This is a genomic window from Rossellomorea aquimaris TF-12 (genome assembly GCF_001648555.1).
In the GTDB taxonomy this organism is placed as follows: domain Bacteria; phylum Bacillota; class Bacilli; order Bacillales; family Bacillaceae_B; genus Rossellomorea; species Rossellomorea aquimaris.
On the sequence record NZ_LQXM01000027.1, the window covers coordinates 202,988 to 218,649 of the forward strand.

The following is a 15,662-nucleotide window of genomic DNA, read 5'->3' on the forward strand; positions in this document are numbered from 1 at the left end:
TACCTCCGATCAATTATTGTCTAGTTATTCTTTAACGCCGAACTGTGTAACAAAACGAGTGTCATTCGTATAGAAGTGACGAATATCATCAATACCATACTTCAGCATGGCAATACGCTCTGGTCCCATACCGAATGCGAAGCCTGAATATTTCTTTGAATCAAACCCTGCCATTTCAAGTACATTTGGGTGAACCATACCGGCACCGAGGATTTCGATCCAGCCTGTTCCCTTACATACTCGACAGCCTTCTCCACCACAGATTTTACATGAAATATCCATTTCAACAGAAGGCTCTGTGAATGGGAAGAAGCTAGGACGTAAGCGAATTTCACGATCTTCACCGAACATTTTTTTCGCAAAGACTTCCAGAGTACCTTTTAAATCACTCATACGGATTTGTTCATCGACAACTAATCCTTCAATTTGCATAAATTGATGGGAATGAGTCGCATCATCTGTGTCACGGCGATACACTTTACCCGGACAAATAATTTTGATCGGGCCATTTCCTTTCGCCAGTTCCATCGTTCTTGCTTGCACAGGAGATGTATGGGTACGGAGCAATGTTTCTTCCGTAATGTAGAAGGAATCTTGCATATCTCGTGCAGGATGCCCTTTAGGAAGATTTAAGGCTTCAAAATTATAGAAATCCTTTTCCACTTCAGGACCTTCAGCAATCGTATAGCCCATTCCAATAAATAAATCTTCAATTTCTTCTACAATCATCGTCAGAGGATGGTGATTTCCTTTTCGTACCGGACGGCCAGGAAGAGTGACATCAATCGTTTCAGATTGAAGTTTTTTCTCCACCGCTTCTTTTTCAAGCTTAGCTTGTTTCGCTTCGAGTTTCTCTGTGATTGCTCCACGAACTTCATTCGCGAGAGCCCCCATTTTAGGTCGCTCTTCAGCTGAAAGTTTTCCCATTCCTTTTAGAGCTTCTGTTACAGGTCCTTTTTTCCCTAAATAGGCAACTCGAATGTTGTTCAATTCTTTTAAGTCGTCTGCGTCATTAATTTTTCCAATGGCTTCTTCTTGAAGAGATCTTAATTTATCCTCCATCATTCTTCCTCCTTTAATCGATGTAGACATGTTATTTGCACCTTTTTTCACGTTTAAAAACAAATAAAAAAACCCCATCCCAGAAAGGGACGAGGTTTATATTCGCGGTACCACCCTTATAAGTATAACGATCAATAACTATACTCACTTCATTCGGATAACGGCTTTGCCGGTGCATCTTTACGAATCTCGTGTGAGAAACGGTCCCGATGCCAACTCGAGAGGTGAAATGTTCACATCATGCTTTCTTAAGAATGCTTTCAGTCTAAGGCATTCTTTCCCTAAAAGAAGGGCATGTGCTACTTTCCTCTTTCAACGTTTTTAAGGTATATGTGCTTTATTATAGTGAATTTTTCATTGAAATTCAAATCTTTTAAGAAAAAATCACTGCCCATTTTTAAAATAATACAAAAGGATTCCAGCAGCAATGGCAACATTTAAGGATTCACTCTTGCCGTATATAGGAATATACAGGTTTTGATCAGTTAGAGACAGTACTTCTTGTGACATTCCGCTTCCTTCATTTCCAACAATTAATGCATAAGACCCTTTGGGTTGAATGGTTACATATTCCACGCCATTTTCTAGAGTAGTACCGTAAACAGGCACTCCCTTTTCCTTTAACAGGGTAATCACTTCTGTAAGATCCTTTCGTACAATAGGCAGATGAAAGTGGCTACCTTGGGCAGAACGCAACACTTTCGGATTATACGGGTCAGCCGTACCCTTTCCTAATACTACTAAGTCAATTCCCGCTGCATCGGCTGTCCGAATAATCGTTCCAATATTCCCTGGATCCTGCAGCCCATCTAAAAGCAATAAAGTCTTTGCATTCTCTATGTTGGCACTATCTTCTTTTTGTTTACAAATGGCAAAAACACCTTGAGTCGTTTCCGTATCAGACAGAACTTTGCCTACTTCTTCTGAAACCAATGTCATTGGGATAGAATCTACATTCCATTTATTCGGAAGGTCAATTCCTTCTACCGAGATGATTTCAAGAACTGTGTCTTCCTGTTTTAACGCTTCTTCCACTAAATGAAAACCTTCAATGATATATGTACGAGATTGATCTCTTTCTTTTTTGATTAAAAGTTTTTTCCACTGTTTGACTACAGGATTTTTTGAGGATTGAATAAACTTCAATCGAATCCGCTCCTTTAGTTTTACTTTTCAAGCATTCATTATACCTTATCTTTCATACATAATAAATTCATTTTGAGACATGATAACAATGAATTCCTCATCCTAAACAAAAAGGAGTAATGTGTGATGAATCTGAATTTAAGAAAAGCAATCATACACAATGTTTCTGGAAATAATCAAGATGAACTACGAGACACGATTGTAGATGCCATTCAAGGTGGAGAAGAAAAAACGCTGCCAGGTTTAGGAGTTCTTCTGGAGGTATTTTGGCAAAATGCCGATCAGCAAGAGCAAAAAATGCTTCTGGACACACTTGAAGAGTCCTTACAACAGCAGCAAACTCAATAATGAAAAAAGGGTAGCCTGTGATGGGCTGCCTTTTTTTTGAAGAGACGTCGAGTTTTCTTGGGGGATGCATGTATGTCGAAAAATCATTGGCTCGCTGATATATTTATGATTTCGCCGGTAAAAGTTTGGATTTCGCTGAAAACTTTTGCTGATAAACGTGTAGTTTCCGACGATAAATTGAGAATTTCGCTGATAAATCAGTAGCACACTCAATCCAAAAGAAAAAAGCGCCGTTTTAGACGCTTTTTCCCTTAACAAATCAATCAAATGTAATTTTCGCTACAGTATCACGATCTAATTTCTTAATTACCTCAGTAATTAATTTAACTGCATTTTCGTAATCATCACGATGAAGCATGGCAGCATGAGAATGAATGTAACGAGTAGCAATGGTAATGGATAATGCAGGTACTCCATTCGCTGTTAAATGAATCGCTCCTGAATCTGTTCCGCCTCCAGCAATAGCATCAAATTGGTATGGAATGCTATGTTCATCTGCAGTATCTGTTACAAAGTCACGAAGTCCTTTGTGAGAAACCATTGAAGCATCATACAAGATGATCTGAGGGCCTTCACCCATTTTACTTTGAGCTTCCTTCTCAGAAACTCCAGGTGTATCTCCTGCAATTCCTACATCGACTCCAAATGCAATATCCGGTTGAATTTTAGCAGCAGAAGTTCTTGCTCCACGAAGGCCAACCTCTTCTTGAACTGTTCCCACACCGTAAACGATATTTGGATGCTTTTCATTTTTAAGGTTTTTCAATACATCGATGGCAATCGCACATCCTATACGATTATCCCATGCTTTGGCAAGAAGCATTTTTTCATTATTCATAACCGTGAACTCGAAATAAGGAACCACCATATCTCCTGGCTTTACTCCCCATTCTTGAGCTTCTTCACGACTTGACGCCCCTATATCAATGAACATATCTTTAATATCAACGGGCTTTTTACGGGCTTCCGGTGGTAAAATATGCGGTGGCTTTGAACCGATTACACCCGTCACATCCCCTTTGTTTGTGACAATCGTTACTCGCTGTGCAAGCATAACCTGAGACCACCAGCCTCCTACGGTTTGAAAACGTAAGAACCCTTTAGAATCAATTTGAGTTACCATAAATCCTACTTCATCAAGGTGACCTGCCACCATAATTTTCGGACCATTTTCATCGCCAACTTTTTTGGCAATTAAACTCCCTAAGTTATCCGTTGTCATTTCATCAGCAAATGGTTCTATGTATCGTTTCATTACGTCTCTTGCTTCTCTTTCATTTCCTGGTACACCTTTAGCATCTGTTAAATCTTTAAGCATCGTTAATGTTTCGTCTAGTTTCTTCAAATATTTCGACCCCCTAAATAATTGACTCCCTTACATTATACTAAAACCCTTTCATTTCTTCAAAAAAGGACTTTTCCTTACTATTAATTACGAACGAATATGCTTAATATCCTTCTTTTTGTCGATTATAATTCACTTCATTTTTCTTTACATAGGCATCAAACACTTCTTCGTGTGTAAATCCGAGCAATTCGCCCAAATGGAAATATTGTCTGAATAATTGTTGGAAGTGGTTAACAGAACGTGCCTCCATAAAATGATTGGCTTCCTTGAATACTTCCAGGAATTGTTTGGTTACATCTTCATTGGAATAATTGGTTTCTTCTAAATCAAATTGTTGAATGCCTATTTCAATTCCTAATGACAAAATAAAATGAACACCATCTACAAATTCCTCAAGGACCACCTCTTTTTCAGAAGCTGGCTTTTTACTCCAAAATTTAAAACTTCTCGTTTCATTTGCCAGTTCACCCACTTCTACTAGAAGAGCAAGTATTTTTTTTTCGACTAAATCTTCTTCTTGTAAGCCATGTTCACTTTCAATATGTTGATCTAACTTCTTTTGCATGTCTAACAGCTTTTCTAAATTCACGCATTTTCCTCCCCAAGATTATGTATGTACTCTTCCTAGTATGACAAACTTTCAAACAAATTTTAAATAAAATGAAACTTTTTCATGATTCTATCGTAAATCATATTAGAAGAATTATGCCTATGGAGGTAATATACATGCTTTGGCTTATTCGTTTTCTTATCCTTTTCCTTATTTTTTATCTTTTATATCGCAGTGTGAAATTTATTATTGATCCAAAGCGAAAAATCGAACTGGCACAGGAACAAAGAAGATTCTATTTTCTCGACGACCAAGATAATGTACGTAAAAACTTTCATGTAACCTATAAAGGTGTATTGTTTGAAGGAGAAAAATACTTAGGGACTACTGAAAACTCCTTTGAAGTCGTATCCATTTTTGTATGGACAAAAAATGTTTCTTCTTTAAAAGGACTAACCTTTGAAGACTTTCAATATTTACAAAATGAGATAAACGAACGCTACCCTAACGCAAAGATTGATTGGAAAAGTCCCATTAAAGAATTTCTTCATAAGGAAAAAGGCTAACCATTTTAATAAATGGTTAGCCTTTTTCAATTTTGTTTACTTGGAAAAAACTCTCTCCATTCAAACACACGTACCTTCTCTCTTAGCAAATAAAATAACACTACTAAACCGAGTAGGATCATAGCAAGAATGGGAGGGGAGAATCGCTTAATATATTGACCAAAAACTGTGTAAAAAAAGGCGAGGGGGATATTTGAAATAAGTGAGGCACGAGCAAAAGACTTAATCTTTGGTTTTCTTTCTAACAAACAAAGATTTAATAATTGATAATGTACAAAGGGGATGAGGCGTAAAATGGCAATTTGTCCTGTTGTCAAAGCTGCACTTCTTCCAAACCATTTCTCCTTCAGGCGTAATAACCGATGATAAAAAGCAGGAAATCGCCCAATGACAAAATAAAAAGTAATGGATAAAAGCGTTAATCCAATTAATGAATAAAGAGTCCCAAACAAACTGCCAAACAATACTCCTCCTGCCATACAAACAAGGGCAACTGGAATAAACAGAAACTGCCTAAGAATATGAAATAGTATGAACAGAAAAGGAGCTATATACCCACTAGCCTCCATGATGGCTAATGCGGCTACTAAACGTTCATTCATTGTAACGTAACCTCCTTCTGTCTCCTATGCTCTTTACATTCTTTCTACATAGTATGACAGTGGAGGGAGTTAAAGAATGAAAACTTACGATTTACCTCTTTATATCTTCGTATTGATCCAAATAAATAAAAGGCTATGGACCATCACTAGAAGGGGAAACCCAAATCTAAAAAGTGTATGTTTGGTCTTATGTCTGTATATTCTCATACCAGCGTATGCACCAATGCTGCCTCCTGCTAACGCTATTGCCCATAAGGTGGTTTCTTTTATTCTGTATTCATTTCTTATCGCTTTCTTTTTATCCTTACCCATTACCATAAACCCTACTATGTTCAAAATTAGAAAATATAAGTATACAATACTTACGATTGATTCCATGATTACACCTCTTTCTATTTTTTAGGCTTTTTTCGTAAACTTTGTTGTTTTTATAAGGCTCTTTTCTAAAAGATTGTTGTTTATAAATTAAAAAAATGTATATTAGACTAACAACAAGAAAAATTTGTTAATATCTAATTAGGAGGTGTTTTTTAAATGAAATTAAAGGGGTTCATAGTTACTTTTGGGTCCTTTGCATTGGCAACAACCTTACTTTACTTGTTTGGTTATGTGTTTACTATTCCTTGGTTAATGTTTCAATACGAGTACACAAATAATGCAAGTGGGTTCCTTGTTACAACAGGGTCGTTAGTTCCCTTAATAATCGGTTTGGCGATAAGTTTTATTGCCGAAAAAATTTATCTATACAAGTACCGACACCATTATACATAATTTATTTCATAGCAACAATCTATACGAAAACAGCCTATTTAAAAATGTTCAGTGATAGATTTCAGCTTGTATAGTAGATATACTTTTTTTACTATTTAGCTCTGTGACGATGGTAGACAGATCCTTTTCAACCATTTTAGTGAATAGAGCCATTATCTATAATAATTTGAATAAGAAAGGACTGACCAATTGGCCAGTCCTTTTTATTTCATCAAAGATGAATTATTTATTAAGTTGAGCTTTTGCAGCGTCAGCTAATTGGTTGAATGCTTTTTCATCAGAAATCGCAAGTTCAGCTAGCATTTTACGGTTTACTTCGATACCTGCAAGCTTTAATCCGTGCATTAAACGGCTGTAAGAAAGACCGTTCATACGAGCAGCTGCATTGATACGAGTGATCCATAGCTTACGGAAGTCACGTTTTTTCTGGCGACGATCACGGTAAGCATACATGTAGGATTTCATTACTTGTTGGTTTGCTACTTTGTATAATGTATGTTTTGAACCATAAAAACCTTTGGCTAATTTAAGAACTCTTTTACGACGTCTGCGTGTTACTGTTCCGCCTTTTACGCGTGGCATAATAATTCCCTCCTGTTTCTATTACTTCTTATTTTAGGTTGTCAAGCATATGACGAATGCGTTTGAAATCTCCTTTAGAGACAACAGCTGCTTTACGTAGCTTACGCTTTGCTTTAGTAGATTTGTTTGCGAATAAGTGGCTAGTGTAAGCGTGAGAACGTTTAAGTTTACCAGAACCTGTTTTCTTGAAACGCTTAGCTGAGCCGCGGTGAGTTTTCATTTTTGGCATGTGCTTTTCCTCCTCGGGTCCTTTATTTTTCGTTAACTGGTGCAAGCACCAAGAACATACTACGACCATCCATTTTCGGTTTTGATTCAACGGTTGCTAAATCTTTGCACTCATCAGAGAAACGATCTAATACACGTTGACCAATTTCTTTGTGCGTAATCGCACGACCTTTAAATCGGATTGATGCTTTAACTTTGTCTCCTTTTTCAAGGAACTTACGAGCGTTACGAAGCTTTGTATTGAAATCATGCTCATCAATCGTCGGGCTTAAACGCACCTCTTTAAGATTAATGATTTTCTGATTTTTACGCGCTTCTTTTTCTTTCTTTTGTTGTTCAAACTTAAACTTACCGTAGTCCATTATACGAGCAACGGGTGGTTTAGCATTTGGAGCAACAAGAACAAGATCAAGATTTACACGTTCAGCAATTTCAAGGGCTTCATTCTTGGTTTTAATCCCAAGTTGCTCACCATTTTGATCGATTAGACGTACTTCACGGGCACGAATGGTTTCGTTTAAGATCATGTCTTTGCTAATAATTAGCCACCTCCAAGGTTTTTTAAAAGAATACACGGTTTTGGTCGCACTCGATTACTCACCTGCATGTTAGAAACATACAAAAAAGATGCGAGTGTCGAAACACCCGCATCTGATTATTAAGCATATATAAATGGCTTTAATAGTCAATAACATACCTGCAAACAACTTTCATAAGTGTCAATCAGGTGAGAAGCGGGTAGCTCCTACTTGTACCAATCTGTATTCAATTCACCTTAGATAATATATCATAAGACAAAATGGATGTCAAATAATCGTTTTATTATCACAACGTATTTCATATTATCAGAGATTTAATGTGAGCGCAATAGTTTTTTGTGTTTTATGTTGAGGATGGTAGAAATATGATGATGATTGGTGAAGGGAAAGATGAAGCTCGAGGTGATAGGATGTGAGTCGAAAAACTTGATGTGGTGCGATGATATACGGTCGCACTTGATAAAATCGATCAAAAGGTAAAAATATCTCATCAAACTTGATAATAAAACTTCGCCGATATTGAAAGTTAATAATAAAATCTTCAAAGTTGATAATAAACTTCTCAATTTCGATAATAAATTCTTGATTGTCGATAATATATTTCATGACCTTCTTGTTTTTATGCCTTTCTATTTTCAATTCCTGCATTTTTCTCATTAATAACAATCATTTACTATGAAAAAACAATTTCCAATTCCTATTTCAACCAAAAACAGCCACTTTTCATGCTATTTGATGAAAAAAGAGGAGGGACGGACCTAAGGTCCGTCCCTCCTCTAAATATCCTTAACGATTTGCCTCTTGTTTGATCATGTCTACGAATTGGTCCAGAGAAATCGTTTCTGATTTTTGTTCACCGTATTTGCGGACATTGACTGCCACTTCTTTAATTTCGTTATCTCCAACGACAAGCATGTACGGTACTTTACTCATTTGAGCTTCACGGATTTTGTAGCCGATTTTTTCATTACGGTCATCAATATCTACACGAAGTCCTTCTCCTTGAAGCTTCTCTTTCACTTCTTTCGCATAGTCAAAGTGAACGTCTGGAGAAACAGGGATAACTTGAACTTGAGTAGGAGCTAACCATGTCGGGAATGCACCTTTATACTCTTCAATTAAGAAGGCAACAAAGCGTTCCATTGTTGATACCACTCCACGGTGTATAACGACTGGACGATGCTGTTTACCATCTTCACCTACATAGGAAAGGTCAAAGCGTTCTGGTAGTAAGAAATCCAATTGAACAGTTGATAGAGTTTCTTCTTTACCCAGTGCTGTTTTAACTTGGACATCCAGTTTTGGACCATAAAAGGCAGCTTCTCCTTCTGCTTCGAAGTAGTCTAGGTCTAGTTCATCCATCGCTTCTTTAATCATACTTTGTGCACGGTTCCACATTTCATCATCATCGAAGTACTTTTCAGTATCTTCCGGATCACGGTAAGATAAGCGGAAAGAATAATCATTAAGATCAAAGTCTTTATATACTTCTTGAACCAAACGAACAACACGCTTGAATTCTTCCTTAATCTGATCTGGACGAACAAAGATATGAGCATCATTCAATGTCATTCCACGAACCCTTTGAAGGCCAGATAGGGCACCGGACATTTCATAACGGTGCATTTGACCAAGCTCAGCAATACGGATTGGAAGCTCACGGTAGCTGTGAATTCCATTTTTATAAATCATCATATGGTGAGGACAGTTCATTGGTCGAAGAACGAGATCTTCATTGTCCATCTCCATGACAGGGAACATGTTCTCTTGGTAGTGATCCCAGTGACCGCTTGTTTTATAAAGCTCTACACTACCTAATACAGGTGTGTAAACATGGTCATAGCCAAGACGCTCTTCTTTATCCACAATGTATCTTTCGATAATACGGCGAATTGTCGCGCCTTTTGGTAACCACATTGGAAGACCTTGACCTACTTTTTGAGAATTCATAAATAGATCTAACTCTTTACCAATTTTACGGTGATCACGTTCTTTCGCTTCTTCAAGTAAACGTAAATGCTCTTCCAAGTCCTCTTTCTTAAAGAAGGCTGTTCCGTAAATACGCTGAAGCATTTTATTGTCACTATTTCCGCGCCAGTAGGCACCAGCAATGCTTAACAGTTTAAATTCTTTGATTTTATTAGTAGAAGGAATATGGATTCCACGACAAAGGTCAAAGAATTCACCTTGCTCATAGATGGAAACCTGTTCCCCTTCTGGAATGGCTTCTAGCAATTCCAGCTTGTACTCGTCTCCGATTTCTTCGTACATTTTCTGCGCTTCGTCACGAATCACTTCTTTACGAATAACCTCTAGATTTTCTCCTGTGATTTTCTTCATTTCTTTTTCAATCAATGGAAGATCTTCAGGAGTAAACGTATGTTCAGAATCAATGTCATAGTAGAATCCGCCTTCAATGACCGGACCGATACCAAGCTTTGTTTCAGGGTATAAGCGTTTAATCGCCTGAGCCATTAAATGAGCTGTACTGTGACGAAGGATTTCCAGCGCATCTTCTCCTGGAGGAGTCACAATTTCAATCGCTCCATCCACTTGAATTCCAGTACGTAAATCAATTAACACATCATTTATTTTTCCTGCTAATGCTTTCTTCTTAAGCCCCGGGCTGATAGAAGCAGCTATTTCTTCAGTAGTTGTTCCCTTAGGAAATTCTTTTATATTTCCATCCGGGAATTGAATTTTCACTATTTCAGACATTTGATTCACTCCTTTTAATAAATAAAAACACAAAAAACCCCGCCCCTTCACGATTGAAGGGACGAGGTTAATACACATTCTCGCGGTTCCACCCAACTTCACACACCTTTAAGTTAAAAACATAAACGTGTGACTTCATTGTAAAAGTATAACGACATTTAGCCGTCACTCATTACCATGGAAAAAATCCAGTTCATGAATGAAGTTTAGAGGTGGTAAATATCACTAACGAATTAGGAAGTTTGCAGCCACGCCTTCCCTCTCTGTGAATCGAATAGAAATATTGTTGTCCTCATCATAACCTTTTGATTATTGACTTATTATGTAGGTATTATAATCGGTTATGTTTTGAAAAGCAAGAGCTAACACTAAATAACCCGCTCTATTCTTGAGCGATATCCATTGAAGGAAATAATAATGTATCTGGAAAATAATTTATTGGTAGCACATCAATTCTCTCTTCAAAGATATTTTGTAATGTCCTTATTAAGCTATGTTCACTACTGCCGTAAACACAGATTTTATTGGGAGCTAATGACAATAAAGGAGCTATTGTATATGAATCCACATATAAAGGGTGATTGGTTAAAAGTCTTTTATCAATGGCTTTTGTCAGTTCCTCTCTGGATACTTCCTTTAAATCTTCGTCAAAAAATCGAAATCCAAAAGGAGTTGAATATAGATGAATGGTATTGATTTTTTGTTCTTTAGAAGCTAAATATTCCCTGAGCATATGAATGAACATTTGGTATTCCTGCTCCATCTTGTACTCATCGATGGCTAATTCCACAATATGCACAAGTCGTTCATGGAGCTTCTTTAATCGAAACGTACTAAAGGAATCAAAGGAAATAGGTGATTTTCCTTCAATGATCATTTCCAGGCTCTCTTCTACATATGCCTGCTCATCCCATTCATTTAATAGCTGAAGTAATTCTGGCCGTTCACCCATTCTCATATCAGAGACGATTTCTAATATCTGATCGATTTCATGTTCATCCTCATAATAAAAAAATTCCTTTAAGGCTTTTTCTGCCCATTCCATACATTTTTCATTTAATATAAATTGCGCAAACCCTTTGAATAGCTTTTCCTTTTCTTTAAAAAATGGTGACACTTCTATGGAAAGATTATAATGAATTTTATGTTGAAATAGTGTTTCATGAAACCACGATTGCAATAAAGACTTATTTAAGTTTGCCTGTAGCTTTAATGCATCGTCCTTCTTCTTGAAAATAAACTCAATCAATACTTTTCCCCCCTTAAAGCCCATTACATGCTTTATATATATGGGGAGCTTGTTTAAATTAGAAGTTTCTCGTGAAATTATTATGAGGAATTTACTATTCCTTTTCTAAGGGCTGACTTCTTGTTTGCTGATATAAAAAAAGAAGAGAGAAATTTCCCCTCTTCTTGAAATGTGTTCAGTCTATTACATTCTTCGGTTATGTCCGTCAATTAAAACCGGCTGGGCCAGGTATTTAATTCTTTCCATAATCCGTGCTGCTTTTAATTTTTCTTCCTCTCCCCTTTGAGAATAGGTCAGATGGTGAGTCAGTCCACTAAAATCAAAGTTGGACGTAAAGAACGTCGGTAAATTTTCCAGCATTCTAAACTGAAGAATCGTTCCTAGAATTTCATCTCTTCCCCAGCTTGACATTGTTTCCGCTCCAATATCATCTAACATCAACACTGGAGCTGTTTTAACAGCTTCCAGCTTCTCATTAAGGGAAGAATCACCTAATGATTGTTTTATCTCTCTAAAAAACTCTGGAACATATACGATCAAGGATGAAATATTTTTCTCAGCAAGTTCATTGGCTACTGCACCCAATAAGTAGGATTTCCCCACTCCAAACTCACCATAGAAAAATAACCCTTTCATTTTTTTACCTGGTTCATATTCTTCAACAAAATTCTTTGCCAGCTTCATCGCCATAATTCTCCCTTTAGAATCTGGCTCCAGGGTAGAGAAGGAGGCCTGTAAGATCTCTTTAGGGACATATAGGCTTTTAATTAATTTTTGGGACTTCGTTCTTTCATCATGTACGACTTTGCGAGGGCAACGATGATATTCGATATCAATAGTATTGCCCCTAATAACTAAATGGGGGTCGTAACCCTCCATCATATTTTTACATTCTTTTAAGCTAGGACATTGACCACATTCTTTACTTTGTGAAATGTACTCATATAGCTTCCCTAAGCTTTGATCTATCATATCCCGTGTAACGACGCCTTCTTGTTGACGCATAAATGCTTTGACATCTTCATTTGCAAGAATTTCATTCCTCATCTGATTGTACCTTTTCTGAAAGGAGTCAGAGGCTGATAATCTATTTAGTGTTCGATTAATTTTCTCCAAACTATTCACCTACTTTCGGAAATTCTTTAGTTCTTCCTCTAGTTTTCTTCTTTCTTCATCTAAATTAAAGTCATCTTTTTCATCACTTTGATTTGTTTGCTTATTCGGCTCTTCTTTAAACCAATCCGGAAGCTTTTCTGTTCGAATTGGTTTTCTTCCCCTGGTTTTACGAGGATTATTCTTCCCATCTGCCCACTCTAAATATTGTTTGTGTTCCTTCTTAGCTAGGTCCATTGCTTGAGCGGCTGTTGTTATTTTTTTACGTGTCCAATGAGATGCGATTTTTTCCATATACCCTTTTGTTAACTTCATATCTGTCTTTAATAAGACATATTGAATCAGAACATTCATGACACCTATCGGTAATTTTTGTGCCATTAACACCTCTTCAACAGCCTGAAGATCTGATTTTGACGGAGAGCTCCCGTTTGAGATATCAGATAATACATCTTTTGGGGAAGTGGTTTCCAAGTATTCAATCAGCTCTTCTTCCTGAGACATTGGCTTATCTTTTGGTTTGGGACTAGTCGGCTTCATTCGTGTGGTTAGATCAGGTAATTGATCACCAGTATGCAGCTGATACCAGTCTCTTGCGGTTTTTCTTAATAATTCTATATCAATTTCATCTTCTGAATTTAATGAGCTTAGTACAATATTCTTCATTTGGAGAGGATTTATTCCATATAAATAGCTTAATTTCAAAACCGTTTCCTTCACAGCAGTGGTAAATGCCTTTCTTGGAACCATTGATTCCGAAAGACCAGAAAGTAAAAGTTGAAAATCAAAGTCAATCTCATCCAGGGGAAGACCTGCACCACTACTATATTGAACATACTGAGTATTAGGTTCTGCTTCGGAATCAGAATTCGCATCATGATGAAGGAAATTAATGTTTTGTTCCGAAGTGAAAACGTCTTGAAAAGAACGAGTGATGTCATTATACTCGCTCTTATCCATTGATGAATCGGTAAAGAATTTCTTTAAACGTAAATAATGAGTTCTGCCAATTTTCCGATATAGGTATACATTTAACATACCATCATGAAAAAACTCTTGAGGTGATAGTGGGCTTTGAAGTTCATATACAAAGCTTCTACCCTCATTGTTTTTATGTTCATACGTTTTAAGCAACCCAATCCCCTCAAGCTTCAGCCTTGCCTCATACACATCTTGCAGGTTCACTGAAAGGATATTCATAAGATGGTAATGAGTTGAGTTAGTAGACCAAAGTCGATTCTCTTCCACTTCTCCCCATAAACTCATGTATAAGCTATAACAAGCAGATCCGATCAGTGGCTGATAAAGGAATGTAATGATTTTTCTGTCGTACTCCTGAAGCATTCCATTTATACCTACGGTGTAGTGATCGATTGGCTGTATTTCATTCCAATGCTTCTTCATCATAAACTGATTCTACCTTTCAAAGTAATAAAGAGAAAAGAGCCAAAGAGATCCTCTTTAGCTCACTTTTCTACTCTTTTTTTATCAATTCTTTTAATTCATCTATAAATACATTGATATCCTTAAATTGTCGATAAACGGATGCAAAACGTACGTATGCCACTTCATCTACTTTAGCCAGTTGGTCCATGACCATTTCGCCTATGTTCACAGATTCTACTTCAGAGACTCCTTGACTGCGAAGTTCCTTTTCGATGTCCATAGATATTTTTTCTAAGCGTTCCAGTGGTACTGGTCGTTTCTCACAGGCCTTGATTAATCCTCTGAGAATTTTCTCCCGACTAAATTCTTCACGTACGCCTTCTTTTTTTATCACGATTAAAGGAAGCTCCTCAACCTTTTCAAATGTAGTGAAACGAAAATTACATATTTCACATTCTCTTCGTCTTCTGATTGAGCGTCCTTCGTCAGCCGGACGAGAATCTACTACTCGTGTGCCATTATGCTGGCAAGACGGGCATTTCATATTATCAGCTCCGTTATTAAAACTATTACTTTCATCATATAAAAAGAATACACTTTTCACAAGCTTTCTATCATGTACCCATTATTTCACACGAGGCAATTCACTTTCCAGTCTTTGATAATAATGCTTAATTTGAGCTTTCAAAACAGTATATGTACCAAAAATCTTCCCTTTATCAGCACTTACTTTAAAATCAACAGCCGTTTCAAGAGGACGAACAGTTATGACAGTTGCAACGATAAACAATTGTGGAGTTCCATTTTTCCGAACCGTTATCTCTCCTCGATCCTTAGATTGAGAGAGAACTTCATACTCTGAAGATGAAAATAATTGTAATACAGAATTAAAAGCTCCTGTGTGCATGGATTTATAGTAATGAGACTGCAAGTCCGGGTCTTCATGCTGATCCAATGTCTCACACTCTGATTGAAATCGCTTTAATAGGGTACGTAAACCACTCATTCTACATTTCCTCCCTTTATTTACCCTTATTTTACACGAAAATGTACAAGATGAAAATTTAAAATAAAAGGTGAGGTGTATTTGAAGGAATAGAAAAGTAGTGGTTGATTGCAGCGAGGTGTGTTCGATTTCCTCAGGGAGTGAGTTGAGCCTCCTTGGCTTCGCCTGTGGGGTCTTATCTACTTGCTTTGCCTAACTTCCAAAAAAAAGCAATCTGAATTTCAGATAGAGTGTTCAGAACAAAACTTGACCGTTCCTTTTCGCTCCACTTTGTGGTTCTATATTCTGTCTGCATATTTGACAGATAGACAAACAAAATAACTCCTAATGAATATATATTTTGAGCGTTTGTTCCCAAAAACAAACTTTATCTTTCTCTTAACCTGCTTCTTTCTTTTCTTGAGGAAGAGAGCGAAGGATCGAAAAACTACTTCTTTTTTCGGTTAAT

The 15,662-nt window shown here is 37.0% G+C and carries 18 protein-coding genes and 2 other annotated features; of the genes, 3 read left to right on the forward strand and 15 right to left on the reverse strand.

The window, feature by feature from the left end; translation table 11 throughout:
- Window positions 1–24: 24 nt before the first annotated feature.
- A complete protein-coding gene (pheS, locus tag IQI_RS10395; protein ID WP_064092569.1) occupies window positions 25–1,062 on the reverse strand; it encodes a phenylalanine--tRNA ligase subunit alpha in 1,038 nt (345 codons plus the stop codon).
- A gap of 82 nt (window positions 1,063–1,144) precedes the next feature.
- Window positions 1,145–1,387, reverse strand: a binding site (T-box leader).
- Between the two features lie 59 nt (window positions 1,388–1,446).
- Entirely contained in the window at window positions 1,447–2,208 is a 762-nt protein-coding gene (locus IQI_RS10400) for a TrmH family RNA methyltransferase (protein WP_064092570.1), read from the reverse strand.
- A 126-nt stretch (window positions 2,209–2,334) separates the two neighbouring features.
- Here IQI_RS10400 and sspI point away from each other — a divergent pair, with 126 nt between their 5' ends.
- Window positions 2,335–2,556, forward strand: coding sequence for a small acid-soluble spore protein SspI (gene sspI, locus IQI_RS10405; protein WP_064092571.1), 222 nt, complete (start codon window positions 2,335–2,337; stop codon window positions 2,554–2,556).
- Window positions 2,557–2,815: 259 nt separating this feature from the next.
- Here the strand turns inward: sspI and IQI_RS10410 are convergent, their stop codons facing one another.
- Together IQI_RS10410 and IQI_RS10415 are read right to left on the reverse strand one after the other, a co-directional pair.
- Window positions 2,816–3,901, reverse strand: coding sequence for a M42 family metallopeptidase (locus IQI_RS10410; RefSeq protein WP_064092572.1), 1,086 nt, complete (start codon window positions 3,899–3,901; stop codon window positions 2,816–2,818).
- A 103-nt stretch (window positions 3,902–4,004) separates the two neighbouring features.
- The gene (locus IQI_RS10415; protein ID WP_064092573.1) at window positions 4,005–4,493 is read right to left on the reverse strand and encodes a dUTP diphosphatase; all 489 of its coding nucleotides are present in this window, start codon (window positions 4,491–4,493) and stop codon (window positions 4,005–4,007) included.
- 137 nt (window positions 4,494–4,630) lie between these two features.
- On the opposite strand from IQI_RS10415, the gene IQI_RS10420 reads away from it, so the two are divergent.
- Window positions 4,631–5,020, forward strand: a complete 390-nt coding sequence (locus IQI_RS10420) for a hypothetical protein (RefSeq protein ID WP_064092574.1) — start codon at window positions 4,631–4,633, stop codon at window positions 5,018–5,020.
- A 26-nt stretch (window positions 5,021–5,046) separates the two neighbouring features.
- On the opposite strand, the gene IQI_RS10425 is transcribed toward IQI_RS10420, so the two are convergent.
- Together IQI_RS10425 and IQI_RS10430 are read right to left on the reverse strand one after the other, a co-directional pair.
- Window positions 5,047–5,622: a TVP38/TMEM64 family protein gene (locus tag IQI_RS10425; RefSeq protein ID WP_064092575.1), complete on the reverse strand. Its 576-nt coding sequence runs from the start codon at window positions 5,620–5,622 to the stop codon at window positions 5,047–5,049.
- Between the two features lie 99 nt (window positions 5,623–5,721).
- The gene (locus IQI_RS10430; protein WP_064092576.1) at window positions 5,722–6,000 is read right to left on the reverse strand and encodes a DUF1294 domain-containing protein; all 279 of its coding nucleotides are present in this window, start codon (window positions 5,998–6,000) and stop codon (window positions 5,722–5,724) included.
- Window positions 6,001–6,156: 156 nt separating this feature from the next.
- Here IQI_RS10430 and IQI_RS10435 point away from each other — a divergent pair, with 156 nt between their 5' ends.
- A complete protein-coding gene (locus IQI_RS10435) occupies window positions 6,157–6,393 on the forward strand; it encodes a hypothetical protein (protein WP_064092577.1) in 237 nt (78 codons plus the stop codon).
- A gap of 222 nt (window positions 6,394–6,615) precedes the next feature.
- On the opposite strand, the gene rplT is transcribed toward IQI_RS10435, so the two are convergent.
- From rplT to IQI_RS10485, 9 genes are all read right to left on the reverse strand, one after another.
- Window positions 6,616–6,975, reverse strand: coding sequence for a 50S ribosomal protein L20 (gene rplT / locus IQI_RS10440; RefSeq protein WP_064092578.1), 360 nt, complete (start codon window positions 6,973–6,975; stop codon window positions 6,616–6,618).
- Window positions 6,976–7,003: 28 nt separating this feature from the next.
- Complete coding sequence (gene rpmI, locus IQI_RS10445) at window positions 7,004–7,204, reverse strand: 50S ribosomal protein L35 (protein ID WP_032087387.1); 201 nt, start codon at window positions 7,202–7,204, stop codon at window positions 7,004–7,006.
- Window positions 7,205–7,226: 22 nt separating this feature from the next.
- Window positions 7,227–7,730 (reverse strand): translation initiation factor IF-3, encoded by a 504-nt coding sequence (gene infC / locus IQI_RS10450; RefSeq protein ID WP_064092579.1) that lies wholly within the window; start codon window positions 7,728–7,730, stop codon window positions 7,227–7,229.
- Between the two features lie 88 nt (window positions 7,731–7,818).
- Window positions 7,819–7,960: a sequence feature (ribosomal protein L20 leader region), on the reverse strand.
- Window positions 7,961–8,528: 568 nt separating this feature from the next.
- The gene (gene thrS, locus IQI_RS10460) at window positions 8,529–10,460 is read right to left on the reverse strand and encodes a threonine--tRNA ligase (protein WP_064092581.1); all 1,932 of its coding nucleotides are present in this window, start codon (window positions 10,458–10,460) and stop codon (window positions 8,529–8,531) included.
- Between the two features lie 382 nt (window positions 10,461–10,842).
- Window positions 10,843–11,709, reverse strand: coding sequence for a putative sporulation protein YtxC (locus tag IQI_RS10465; RefSeq protein WP_064092582.1), 867 nt, complete (start codon window positions 11,707–11,709; stop codon window positions 10,843–10,845).
- A 183-nt stretch (window positions 11,710–11,892) separates the two neighbouring features.
- A complete protein-coding gene (dnaI, locus tag IQI_RS10470) occupies window positions 11,893–12,825 on the reverse strand; it encodes a primosomal protein DnaI (RefSeq protein WP_064092583.1) in 933 nt (310 codons plus the stop codon).
- Window positions 12,826–12,834: 9 nt separating this feature from the next.
- Complete coding sequence (locus IQI_RS10475) at window positions 12,835–14,229, reverse strand: replication initiation and membrane attachment family protein (RefSeq protein ID WP_328585738.1); 1,395 nt, start codon at window positions 14,227–14,229, stop codon at window positions 12,835–12,837.
- A gap of 67 nt (window positions 14,230–14,296) precedes the next feature.
- Window positions 14,297–14,752 (reverse strand): transcriptional regulator NrdR, encoded by a 456-nt coding sequence (gene nrdR / locus IQI_RS10480; protein ID WP_064092584.1) that lies wholly within the window; start codon window positions 14,750–14,752, stop codon window positions 14,297–14,299.
- An 81-nt stretch (window positions 14,753–14,833) separates the two neighbouring features.
- Window positions 14,834–15,214: a hypothetical protein gene (locus tag IQI_RS10485; RefSeq protein ID WP_064092585.1), complete on the reverse strand. Its 381-nt coding sequence runs from the start codon at window positions 15,212–15,214 to the stop codon at window positions 14,834–14,836.
- Window positions 15,215–15,662 lie beyond the last annotated feature (448 nt).